This window comes from Alphaproteobacteria bacterium (genome assembly GCA_016699735.1).
Taxonomy (GTDB): Bacteria; Pseudomonadota; Alphaproteobacteria; order Micavibrionales; family Micavibrionaceae; genus JAGNKE01.
Genome location: CP065008.1, coordinates 872,857 through 884,357, shown reverse-complemented (window position 1 = coordinate 884,357; position 11,501 = coordinate 872,857). Strand labels below are relative to the sequence as shown.

Genomic DNA, 11,501 nt, shown 5'->3' with positions numbered 1-11,501 from the left:
GATTTTTTTAATCTCAGATAGAGAATAATAGGAGAGGTCATTCAACAGGGGACTCTATGTTATTGGTCAAAGGGTTTATCGGTCCGGACTCCTTCGGTGGCAAGGGACTTTTCGCCGGGGAGGATATCCCTAAGGGAACACTCATTTGGACCTACGACCCTGCCGTATCCCGTTTCGTGTCGGTAGAGCAGTATTTCTCCCTTTCCGGCGAGGATCTTGCCCAAGTCAGGCGCTATTCGGTTCCTATCGCGGCCCTGCAGGAACGACCTCCCGTCATCGGCCTGATCGTCTCGGAAGATCTGAGCCGTCATGCCAACCATTGCGATACCCCCAATACAGCCCCGATCAGCGGGCTTTTTGATTCGTCCATCGACCCTGCCCTGCAGCCTGAATACGCCCTGAGGGATATTCAGAAGGGAGAGGAAATCACCTGCAATTATTTGCAGTGGGATCCGCTAAACATCGTTCACAGCCTTGGCGTGATCTCCGGCAAGGCTTTTCTGATCCAGCAGCCGCCGATTGCCTTCGTCACACAGGACACGCAGCGCCGGGCCGCGCATAGCTACGCGACGTCGTAAGTCCGGCATTCCGCGCAGATAAGCTTTGCAGGAATCTGCGGCCCCTGCTAAAACCCCCCGCATGTCGGACCTTATTCTCAGCGTTGAAGACGCCGTCGTCATCCTTGGCGGGAAGCCCTTTTTCGAGGGGTTGACCTTTCACATCCATTCCGGGCGCAAGATCGCCCTCGTCGGGAAGAACGGGGCAGGCAAGACCACACTGATGAATTTGATTACCGGGGAGCGGGAGCTGGACGACGGAACGCGCTGGACCCTGCCCGGTGTGACCACGGGCTATATGCGCCAGCATGTCGAGCCGACGGACCAGACGGTTATGGATTTTGTCTTCGAGGGGCTGGAGGCCGATGCCGAGGACTGGGACAAGACTTATAAAGTCGAGATGGTGATCCAGCCGCTGGGGCTGGATGTCAACGACAAGCTGAACACGCTTTCGGGCGGGCAGTTGCGGCGGGCGGCGCTGGCGCGGGCTTTGGTGGAGGAGCCGGACATCCTTCTTCTTGATGAGCCGACCAACCACATGGATCTGGAGCTGATTGAGTGGCTGGAGCGGTATCTGCAATCCTACCGGGGCGCGGTGCTGTGTGTCTCGCATGACCGGGCGTTTCTGGCGAATATCACCGACCGGGTCTTCTGGCTGGACCGGGGGGCGCTTAAAGTGAGTCCCCGAGGCTTCCGGTATTTCGAGGAATGGTCGAAAGAGATTCTGGAACAGGAAGGTCGCGCCCTGCAGAATCAGGCCAAGAAGGTCGAGCTGGAGATGGAATGGGCGACGCGGGGGGTGAAGGCGCGGGTCAAGCGGAACATCAGGCGGCAGGAGCTGGCCTTCGAGGCGCGGGATGCGCTGGAGACGGCGCAGAAGCAGTACAAGCGTATTACCTCGAAGATCGAGCTGCCGCCCCTGAAGGCCGAGGAATCCTCACAGAATATCGCCGATTTCATGCAGGTGTGCAAAAGCTTCGACAGGCCCAAGACAGGCGGCAAGCTCCTCATTCTCGACAAGTTCAATATGAGGATCAAGAAGGGCGACCGGATCGGCATGATGGGCAAGAACGGGTCGGGCAAGACGACGTTCCTGCGGATGCTGACCGGGGAGGAAACGGCGGATACGGGGAAGGTAAAAATTTCCAAGGAGTTGGCGTTTTCGTATTTCGACCAGAACCGTTCGCAGCTTAAGAACGACAAGACGCTCAAGGAAAATCTCTGCCCGCCGGGGACGGATTACCTTGAGGTGCGCGGCAAGCTTCGGCATGTGTGCGGCTATCTGAGAGATTTCCTGTTCGATCCCGAGGATGCGTGGCGGTCGGTGGCCACGCTGTCGGGCGGGCAGAAAAACCGCCTGATGCTGGCCAAGGTGCTGGCGAATCCCGGGAGCTTTCTGATCCTCGACGAGCCAACGAACGATCTGGATATGGATACTCTCGATATGCTGACGAACGTGCTGCGGACCTATGAGGGGACGATGGTCGTCGTTTCCCATGACCGGGACTTTCTCGACCGCACGGTGAACAAGATGCTGGTGTTCGAGGGGAATGGGGTGGTGGAAGGCATCATCGGCGGGTACAGCGATTATGTGGCGTTCAAGAAGGCGCAGGCGGCGGAGATGTCTCCTGTGAAGGCCGAGAGCAAGCCGCCGGAAAAGAAAGAGGCCCCTGCTCCCGTTGCTCCCCCGAAACAGGCCGGTGCGAAGATGACCTTCAAGCTCCGGCATGAGTTGGAGCAGTTGCCCGCGAAGATTGAGGCGCTGGAGCGGGAGATGACGGCGTTGCAACAGGCGATGGAGAATCCGCGCCTTTACATGGAGAACCCGGAGGAATTCGACCGTGTCTCGAAGCGTCTGGCCCGCGCGCAGAAGGAGCTGGAGACCGCCGAGACACGATGGCTGGAACTGGAGGGGATGAGGGAAAGCGCGGGGTGATTTATTTTTTCTCTTTCTTTCGCTTATAATGGGTTTATGGAAGAGCCCGTAAAAGTAAAATTTACCCTTCAATGGTCTGTGCTGCTTATCCTGCTGGCTGGCTTATTCTCCTATTTTTACGTCAGAACCGATGGCTACTGGAGCAGCGTGTGGTATCCCCATGCTTTCACTAAACCGAGTCGTGATATTGCTCATGACGCACTTGTGAAAATGTCGGCTAAAGACTTTATAGCGCTGCTGCAGGAAACTTCCGATCTGATGATTTCATCAAATGCCGTGATAAAAGGATGGCCGCGAGAGCAGGACATTCCCTATCTGTTGAGTGTCGTGGACAGTCAGGATTTTTGCGGTGTGACGCTTTCAGCCTACTGGTCAATCTTGCCGGGGCGTCACGCTTATCAAACCCGCATCGGCATGACCGCCGTCACTTTGCTCAGCGCTATTAAGGACGGCGGTTTTAAGATTGAGATTATTTATGACTATCCTGCGAACAAAGATGAAATCTTGGCGTGGGCGCGTGAAAAACAGAAAACACTTGGTGTCGACTCTTCAAAATTTAATTTACCTATTGAGCGGTTTAGTAAACCGCCACCTCCTTAGAAATTATATCTTAAATTCATGCCGCCTTGGACAGCAGGCCGTTATTCATCCATTTGCCGAACCAGCCTTGCACGTCGGCCATGAGGTTTTCACTATCCTCGTCTTCGGGCAGGGCGGCACTCAGCGCCTCCCCCACCGGAACGCCCGCGAAGAGAGAGCTTAGGACCATATATTCCCGCTCCTGCAGATCGAGGCGCCAGAGTTCGTCGTTGTGGCGATAGATGGCCAAGAAGCTTGCGCCCTTTTGCGGCGGCGCGGGGGTCTGCCCGTCTAAAAACGCCTGATAATATTCGTTCACCGGATAGGAGAACGCGAAAAGCTTTAGGGCCGCGCGGGGTGTCAATTTCGCGCCCATGAATCTCTCCGCGTCCAGCCCCGCGAGGTCTTCGGGCGTCAGCGCCTTTGTTTCCGCCGCGTCCGCGAGTTGCGTGAGTTCGGTTTCAAGAACCGACAGCTCATAGGCGAAGGGATCGGCGTTTTGCTTCACATACTCGGGGAATTTTTTGTTGTAACGCGCGATGTTGAAATGGGTGGAGGGCGTGGCCTCGATGAACCCGTCGATGAGCGCGTTGAATTGCTCGGGGGCGAGCGCGTGTTTCAGAGCGCCGTAATCCATCGCCACGATATCGAACAGGCGATAGCGGTAGCCGTTGATGTAGGATTGAATCTGCTCCTGCGGGGAGAAGTCGGGCTTGGGCACGATGCGCTCGTCGGGATGAATGATTTCACCGTCGCCCTGCAGGATTGCGTTCTGCATATCCTCCATTTCCTCCGCCAGCGGCGTGAGGCGTTCGGAGGGCCGGATATTGTCGCGGAAGGATTTGAAGGTTGGGATGGGCACCGGGCCATCGCTGGCGGCGGCCCATTTACGCGCCTTTTCAACCTCGGCCAACACAACCGGGAATTCTGGTATTTTATCGTCCCACTCCACCATCGTGCTGATTGGTCCGGCCTTTGAAATGACGTAGCGGTAAAGCGCCCAGACCTCGTCGATGACGTAATCGTCGTGCGTGTCGATGATGTGCGTGCCCTTGTTCGTGTGGCCCGCGAGGTGAATCTGCGCGATGCGATCAAGGGGCAGCGCATCGATATAGGTCTTCGGATCCCAGCGGTGGTTGTAGCAGCTCACGTAGATATTATTCACGTCGAGCAGCAGGCCGCAGCCGGACTCTTCCGCCATCCTCGCAATGAACTCCCACTCGGTCATCGTCGAGCAGGTGAATTCGAGATAGGTCGAGGGATTCTCGAGCACGATGGGACGTTCGAGTATCTCCTGCACCTGTTTGATGCGGGACACGATATGTTTGAGCGCCTCCTCCGTATACGGCACGGGCAGGAGGTCGTGCGTGTTCTTATGCGCGGTTCCGGTCCAGCAGAGATGGTCGGACACCCATGGCGGGTTCACCCATGACGCGAGTTTTTTGAGCTTCTGCAGGTATTCGGAATTGAGCGGGTCCACTGTGCCGATGGAGAGCGAAACGCCGTGCATGACCACGGGATAGTCCTCGAGGATTTTTTCGAGGCGGCGGACGGGGCGGCCTTCGGTGTCCATGAAGTTTTCAGAGATGATCTCGAACCAGTCGATGGCCGGTTTATGCTCGAAGATAAAAGGATAATGGGACGGGCGCAGGCCCATCCCATATCCGATCCTTTTGAAGGGACTTTGATTAGTCGTTGTAGCGTTTTTTGTCATTATGACCGCTGCAGCTGGCTTTGTTCTCGCAAGAGGCTTTGGCCTGGCAAGTGGCTTTCGTTTCCGTAGCGGCGGCCTGGCAGGACGATTTCGTCTGGCAGGAGGTCTTGCTGGCGCAGGAACTGCCGCCCGTAGGCTTGTCGGAGGATTTGCAGCCGGATTTGCAGGCGTTGCCCTCGGTCTTGCTGCCGCAGCCGCTGGCGCTGCAGGCGTTGCCGCCGGAGCCGGCGAAAGCCGGGGAGGCCGAGAACGTGCCCACGGCCAGCATGCCAGCCAGAGCAACGGTTGCGAGTTTCTTGTTCACCTTGGCTCTCTGTGCCTCTTTCCTTACAGTTTTAGTCATCAGTTTTTTCCTTTTAAAATAAATGATCAGTTTTAAATTGAAACGTTCAATTTCGTAACGATTCGAACGCAGCCGGAGACAGGTTACAACTTTTCAGGAATAAAAAACAGAGACCCCGCCTGCTTATGACGGGGCCTCTTTTTGCATTATGTTAATATATTCTGGTTTTTTCTAACGGTTTTCGAAGGACTTAGCCAGCCGGAGCAGATTGATGAATTCCGCGCGGTAACCGAATTCATCGGCTCCCTTGCCGTCCTGCGCAAGAGCGATGATGTCGTCAATTTTGTAATCAACCATGTTGACTTCGCCGCGCAGGATCTGACCGAAGGCGGCGACCGCCGTGGCGAAGCGCGTGTCATCACTGGCCGAAGCCGGGCAGGATTCGGCGGGGCCGCACTCAACCTTTTGCAGGGTGAGTTGATCCTGCATCGTGACCGGGCGGGTGATGAGGCGGCTGCGGTCTTCGTTGGGCAGCTTGTAGCGGATCTTGAGGAACGCGTACTCACTGGCGAAGGGCGAGTCGGAGGCCGTTTCCGCGATCGGCGCCTGTTTGGGAGTTTCAGCCGCATAGCGAAGATCGTCCACGGTGCGGGCTGAGGCGCTGCCGACGGGGACGAACTCATAGATCGCGGTCACGGTATGGCCCGCGCCCATATCCCCGGCATCGACCTTGTCGTTATTAAAGTCCTCGCGGTTGAGGTGGCGCGTTTCGTAACCAATCAGACGGTATTCGGCGATCTGGGCGGTGTTGAATTCGATCTGGAACTTCACGTCCTTGGCGATGGGGAACAGGGTCGAGCTGGCCTCATCCAGAAGGACTTTACGTGCCTCATTGAGGCTGTCGATGTAGGCGGCGGTGCCGTTGCCGTTCTGGGCCAATGCCTGCATCAGGTCGTCGTTGTAGTTGCCCTGACCGAAGCCGAGGACGGAGAGGAAGATTCCCGTCTCGCGTTTTTTAGCCACATAATCCTTCAACTGGTCGCGATCGGTGATGCCGACGTTGAAGTCGCCATCGGTGGCAAGGATGACACGGTTCACAGCTTCCTTGTTGAAGTTCTGCTCGGCGAGTTGATAAGCGAGTTCGATCCCCGCAGCGCCTGCGGTCGAGCCGCCCGCCTGAAGGTTATCGAGGGCGTTGTAGATCGTGCTTCGGTCCGAAACCTTGGTCGGGGCCAAAGCCGTTCCGGAGGCGCCCGCGTAGACCACGATGGAAACCGTATCGTCGGGCTGGAGGCTATCGAGCAGCAGCTTCATGGAGTTTTTCACCAGCGGGAGTCTGTCCGGCGCATCCATCGAACCGGAGACATCGAGCAGGAAGACGAGATTGCTGTGCGGTTTTTCGCCCGTAATCTCATAGCCCTTGATGCCGATATGCATGAGCTTGCGGCCCGGCGCCCACGGCGAGTCGACGATGGTGACGGTGGGCTTGAAGGGCTCCTCCTTCGATTCGGGCACGGCATAGTTATAGTCGAAGTAATTCACCATTTCCTCGACTCGCACGGATTGGGCGGGCGGGAGGCGGCCGCTGTTGAGTTCGCGGCGCACGAAACTGTAGCTGGCCGTATCGACGTCGGAGGAGAAGGTGGAGACAGGTTCTTCCTGTGCCAACTTAAAGCTGTTGGGCTTGTATTCGGGGAAGCGGTCGCGGCCCTGCTCCTGATAATAAGGCTGGATGTAATCCACCGGGGGCGAGACGGGAACGGGAATCGGCTGTGGGTATGGGTATGGCTCGGGGTAAATAGTTGTCGCCTCACTGGAACTAACAACTCCGGGAGAAGAAACCGCAGGCGCAGAGGAGTCCTTGTCACTCAAGTCGCGGCGCAGGGCTTTTTCCTTCGCGGGGGCTTGCGCGGCAGGCTGTTCCATATTTTGCAAGAGACTGCTGAAATCTTTCCCTTGTTTTTCACCTTGCGCGGTTTTTCCCTGAGCCTCGTTCTTTTTCAATTCGGCAACGACCATGCCGTCATCGCCTTTTGCTCTGCCTGATGCAAATTCATCGGCCATCGGCGCGTTTGACCGCTCCCCCTCAGTTCTGAACTCCTGGGCCAACTGCAACCGATCGGACGGTGTTTCGACCGGAACGGGGATTGAACTTTCGCCCGAGCGAAGCGCCTTTTCTAACTTAGCCATTTCGGCCATTTCCATGTCGGCTTCGTTCGCTTCTTCAACAGCCTGAACATAAGCCGGGGAAGCTTCAGCCGTTCCAGGCGGGGCGTTAACGGTAGAAGGGGAAGATGCCATGTCCGTTATATTAAACTGCGGTGAGAACATCATGGCCGCTGAAGCTCCTGCGCCAGATTGCCCCTTTTCAGCTACATCGTTCAAATATAGTCCGGCGACCAGAACGACCGCCAGCGCGGTTCCCATACCTCCGAAAACAAATCCCTTATTAAACTTCATATCGTCTCTCCCTCTTTCAGGCGTTGATCTGCCGATAAGACGGGAGAGAACCGAGGTTCCTTGGGCGGATTTTTGTGTTTTTTGCTGCTGGTGGGTCTTGAATTCAGCCAAAGATAGGTTCACCGCCCGTTTTTTGGCGTTTTCATCGACGGGGGGGACCTCGAATTCCTGCACGATTTTCTTCAGCGCGGACTCATCCATATTTCTTCTCCTTGCCGAAAAAGCTCTCCAGCTTCTTGCGGGCTTCGTGGATGCGCCAGGACACGGTGCTTTCCTTCACCTCTAAAATCAGCGCCGCTTCCTTGTGCGAGAGGCCTTCGCTGACGACCAGTAGAAGCGCTTCCTTCTCGCCTTCGGGTAAAATCTGTATCTGCGCCCAGACCTGCTTCATCAGAATTTTCTCTTCGGGGGCGCCCTCTTCCGATACCACATGATCCGCCTGTGTGATGTCGGCGCTCGGGTGGCGGTTCTGGGATTTGAACCAGTCCTTGGCGGTATTGATCACAAGGCGGTAGAGCCATGAAGTGAAGGCCGAATCGTGGCGGAAGGAATCGATTCCGCGGGCGAGCTTCATACAGGCTTCCTGTGTGATATCTTCCGCCGCCGTCCGGTCCCCGCACCATTTAAAGGCCATTTTGAACATGATCCCGTAATAATTATTCACCAGTGACTCGAACGCGGCTGCGTCACCGGCCTGCGCCCGTTTGATCAGCTCCTTGTCCTCAGCGTCCGGCATTCATTTTTAACCATGATAGGGAACATTTTCCCCATCCTATAACAATAGGACGCCTTGTACAGGCGAAAACTTGGAAAAAATTTATGAGTGGGACGGGGTTGTTTTTTTGCGGTCGGGTGAGAGAATGCAGGCTTTGATTTTTAGGCACTTATAATTATGACTGTCCGGCGCGATTTCACCTTTTATTTTCTTCTGGCTTTTTCTTGTCTGCCGCTGATCTCGGTTTTGCTGCCGCGTTTTATGACCTTTTTGCCTTCGGCACTGGGGCTTGGGGCGTATCTTTATCTTTCTTACATCCGAAAACAACCCCCGCCCCTCAGCCGATTCTATCTTCTGATCGCTTTGGGCATCAGCTTGCTGTGCGGTTTGAGCGCCTTTTCTTCCGGCCATCCTGATGAGGTCATCTGGAAGGCGGTTACGACGGGAGCGCTTATTTTCAGCGGCGTTTTCCTTCCTGCCGTCTGCCGGACCCTTGATCCGCAAAGCCTCAAAAACAACGCATGGGTCTTTCCCGCCCTGCTGATGCTGGCCGCTCTTATAGGAGCGGCGGAGCTTTCGTTCAGTATGCCGCTCTATCAGGTTTTTCACGACACCGATCCGGCGCGGACCATCAGCACCGCCGTCATGAACCGCGGGGCGGTCAATATCGTATTATGCGCTTTTGCCGCGCTTAGCCTGATCCGGGTCTGGGATGCGCCGCCGAAGATGCGTCTTCAACTTGGCGCGGCCCTGTTCGGCGCGATTGTTCTCATGCTGGCCCTTTCGCAAGCACAGGTGGCGCAACTGGCCTTGGTTTTCGGATTCGGGGTTTATTTCCTGTATCCGGCGGGATGGCGGCCGGGGTATAGGGTACTAGCGGCGATCCTGTGTCTTTTGCTTCTGATCGCTCCGTGGCTGGCGCAATGGATGTTCGCCACGCTGGCCGCCGATGCCCAAACTCTGCCTTGGCTGAAGAGCGGTTATGCGGGGGCGAGGATGGAGATCTGGGATTTTACCAGCCGCTATGCGCTGCAAAACCCTTTGATCGGTCACGGGATGGATGCAACCCGGTATGTTGAGTCGTTCGATCATGCGCGGCTTTATCACCGCGAGGACAGCGTTCTGCACCCGCATAACTTCGCGCTCCAGCTCTGGGTGGATTTCGGGTTTGCCGGCGCGGTTTGGGGTTGCGCCCTTCTGGGTACGATTCTCGAAGGCTTGCGCCGGGAAGGCCCAGAAAGCGCCCGCTGCGGCCTGACCCTGTTCCTGCTGGTCCTGCTTGTTGCCGCGATTTCCTATGGGTTATGGCAGAGCCACTGGATCGGGGTGATACTTTATCTGTTCGCGCTTTATCACTTGGTGCGGCGGACGCTGAGTTACCCAGCAGAAATTGATAATATTAGATAAAATTAATATACGAATTATTTTTGTATGATCGTCTATTAATTAATCATTATGGTAATTAATTATGAAATATCATAGGGTTACTCCCCCTCTTTTTCTCGCGAAAAACTCCTTTATATTCAATGGATTGAATATTAGTTCCGGTTTTGAAAAAAAATTCTGAAATTGTTTGCAAATCACAAAAAAAAGGCGTAGTTTTTTTCTATTCCGTGCATAAGAGTTTGAAAAAACCATACGGAACATAGTGTTACAGGGGGGATACCTTAGCCTACCGTCTTGGCCGCGGATTTTATACAGGCGACAGTCTTCGGTTCTCAAAATGTAATTGGAATAAAAGGTTATTGTATTTACATAATATTAACTTTTAGGAGATACCCTCTCCGTTAGTATAGTCTTTACTAACGTGTGTGGGTTATAAAGTGACTGACGTGGGTGCTAGCGTAGCCAACAAGCTTGTTCTTGATGAAGAACTCGATGCCGCAAATCCTGCCGCCGAACAGACAGCGGACGACGAAAGCGCGAACGATGCACGGTACCGCATGGACGGGCTGGATGGCGACGATCCGGGTCATGATTTCGGGTCTCCCCCGTCGAAACTCGGCAGATTTCTTTTGGATTACGGTATAGACCAGAGCATGGATGGTGGTTCCGGCTCGGTCAACAAGGCCGGCTATGCTGTAGTTGGTCCGGTTCGCTCAGACGAACTCGACGAAAGCAAGAAGCGCGAACGCGAGGCCGACGATCTGCTGCATCTCATGCTTGAGCAGTATGAGGCGGCGCGGCGTCTGGCGGAGTTGGATGCGCGGATTGCGGAGTTGACGAAAAAGATCGATGAACTCGACAAGAAAATCAATGCGTTCGACAAGGCTTTCGACCTCGGCAACGATGCCGATATCAACGACAACACGCTTAACGCCTACGCGAAAAGAGAGCAGTTGCGTCAGGCGATTCAAGACGCCGGACTTGATCCCAATGCCTATTTCAAGGCCGATGGAAGCTTCGATCAGGAAAAATGGCAGCGCGATGAGCAGGAAAACAGGCTGAGGATGCGCGATGCGCAGCGGCAGAGAGATCAGTATATCGATCAGTTAATCCGCGCTCAAAGAGATCGTGATGCGTTACTGAAGAGTAATCCCGAACTGCGAAATCAGATTAAGGGCGCCAGTGCGGGCGATCCGGCGGCACTTGAGGAAACTCGGCGCTTGGATTCTTCTGTGCAGGGATCACAAAGCTTGAAGTATACTGTTCTTCAAAACTCTCCTGATCTTTCTGTTGCTCAGAAGGCAGAAGTCCTTCAGCAGACAGGACGACTTTCCGCCGAGAGTGCGACTGTACTCGCCCACAATACTGACGCCAGCAGCGGCTGGGATGCCGCGGCAAACCTTTCGGGCATAAGCACCGTTGCTCCGACCGAAGCTCCTCAGTTGGCGAATTCCAGATTACCTGAAACACCTGCCGAGTTGCTGGCGCCCGTTAATTCACTGTTGCCTGCGGATATGAAGATTCCGGCACCGAATATCAAACTGTTCGATCTGATCCCGCAGGGTGTTCTCACCGGGGCCAGCGCCCCCGCCACGCCACGCGCCACTGGCTCCTTCGCCGCTGAGCTGGGGATGGGCGATGCCACGGGCGGGATCAAGCCAATTTCCGGCACGTTCGCCCGCGCCACGAACGGGGAAATTCCGGCGGAGGCCGTGGCCAGCGCCGATTCTGCCCTTGCCGCGACCGCGGCCGAGAAGGACCGCGTTGCTTCCTACAGCACAGGAACGTCCGGCGCGGGGATGAAGGTCTAGTTTCTTATTTTAGCAACCATAGAAAAACGCCCGTCTTGACGGGCGTTTTGGTTTTTTGCG

At 55.5% G+C, this 11,501-nt stretch carries 9 protein-coding genes; 5 read left to right on the top strand and 4 right to left on the bottom strand.

All coding sequences use genetic code 11. The features are described 5' to 3' along the window. Positions 1 to 56 precede the first annotated feature (56 nt). The 3 genes from IPN28_04320 to IPN28_04310 all read left to right on the top strand — a co-directional run bounded on the left by IPN28_04320 (position 57) and on the right by IPN28_04310 (position 3,093). Positions 57 to 578 carry an SET domain-containing protein gene (locus tag IPN28_04320; protein QQS58051.1) on the top strand — a complete coding sequence of 174 codons (522 nt, stop codon included), beginning with the start codon at positions 57 to 59 and terminating at the stop codon, positions 576 to 578. Positions 579 to 639: 61 nt separating this feature from the next. Then, a complete protein-coding gene (locus tag IPN28_04315) occupies positions 640 to 2,493 on the top strand; it encodes an ABC-F family ATP-binding cassette domain-containing protein (GenBank protein ID QQS58050.1) in 1,854 nt (617 codons plus the stop codon). 36 nt (positions 2,494 to 2,529) lie between these two features. Continuing rightward, positions 2,530 to 3,093, top strand: coding sequence for a hypothetical protein (locus IPN28_04310; protein QQS58049.1), 564 nt, complete (start codon positions 2,530 to 2,532; stop codon positions 3,091 to 3,093). A 16-nt stretch (positions 3,094 to 3,109) separates the two neighbouring features. On the opposite strand, the gene IPN28_04305 is transcribed toward IPN28_04310, so the two are convergent. From IPN28_04305 to IPN28_04290, 4 genes are all read right to left on the bottom strand, one after another. After that, a complete protein-coding gene (locus IPN28_04305; protein QQS58048.1) occupies positions 3,110 to 4,786 on the bottom strand; it encodes a DUF692 family protein in 1,677 nt (558 codons plus the stop codon). After that, complete coding sequence (locus IPN28_04300; GenBank protein QQS58047.1) at positions 4,761 to 5,129, bottom strand: hypothetical protein; 369 nt, start codon at positions 5,127 to 5,129, stop codon at positions 4,761 to 4,763. Before IPN28_04300 ends, IPN28_04305 begins: the two co-directional genes overlap by 26 nt. 171 nt (positions 5,130 to 5,300) lie before the next feature. Next, positions 5,301 to 7,400, bottom strand: a complete 2,100-nt coding sequence (locus tag IPN28_04295; GenBank protein QQS58530.1) for a VWA domain-containing protein — start codon at positions 7,398 to 7,400, stop codon at positions 5,301 to 5,303. 322 nt (positions 7,401 to 7,722) lie between these two features. Beyond that, positions 7,723 to 8,265: an RNA polymerase sigma factor gene (locus tag IPN28_04290; protein ID QQS58046.1), complete on the bottom strand. Its 543-nt coding sequence runs from the start codon at positions 8,263 to 8,265 to the stop codon at positions 7,723 to 7,725. 156 nt (positions 8,266 to 8,421) lie between these two features. On the opposite strand from IPN28_04290, the gene IPN28_04285 reads away from it, so the two are divergent. Next, the gene (locus IPN28_04285; protein QQS58045.1) at positions 8,422 to 9,651 is read left to right on the top strand and encodes an O-antigen ligase family protein; all 1,230 of its coding nucleotides are present in this window, start codon (positions 8,422 to 8,424) and stop codon (positions 9,649 to 9,651) included. 425 nt (positions 9,652 to 10,076) lie between these two features. Next, positions 10,077 to 11,441: a hypothetical protein gene (locus IPN28_04280; protein QQS58044.1), complete on the top strand. Its 1,365-nt coding sequence runs from the start codon at positions 10,077 to 10,079 to the stop codon at positions 11,439 to 11,441. Positions 11,442 to 11,501 lie beyond the last annotated feature (60 nt).

Excerpts from the sequence above, each read along its gene's own strand:
- IPN28_04305 (QQS58048.1), bottom strand. The coding sequence starts at position 4,786 with ATGACAAAAAACGCTACAACGACTAATCAAAGTCCCTTCAAAAGGATC.
- IPN28_04295 (QQS58530.1), bottom strand. The coding sequence starts at position 7,400 with ATGTTCTCACCGCAGTTTAATATAACGGACATGGCATCTTCCCCTTCT.
- IPN28_04310 (QQS58049.1), top strand. The coding sequence starts at position 2,530 with ATGGAAGAGCCCGTAAAAGTAAAATTTACCCTTCAATGGTCTGTGCTG.
- IPN28_04285 (QQS58045.1), top strand. The coding sequence starts at position 8,422 with ATGACTGTCCGGCGCGATTTCACCTTTTATTTTCTTCTGGCTTTTTCT.
- IPN28_04290 (QQS58046.1), bottom strand. The coding sequence starts at position 8,265 with ATGCCGGACGCTGAGGACAAGGAGCTGATCAAACGGGCGCAGGCCGGT.
- IPN28_04300 (QQS58047.1), bottom strand. The coding sequence starts at position 5,129 with ATGACTAAAACTGTAAGGAAAGAGGCACAGAGAGCCAAGGTGAACAAG.
- IPN28_04315 (QQS58050.1), top strand. The coding sequence starts at position 640 with ATGTCGGACCTTATTCTCAGCGTTGAAGACGCCGTCGTCATCCTTGGC.
- IPN28_04320 (QQS58051.1), top strand. The coding sequence starts at position 57 with ATGTTATTGGTCAAAGGGTTTATCGGTCCGGACTCCTTCGGTGGCAAG.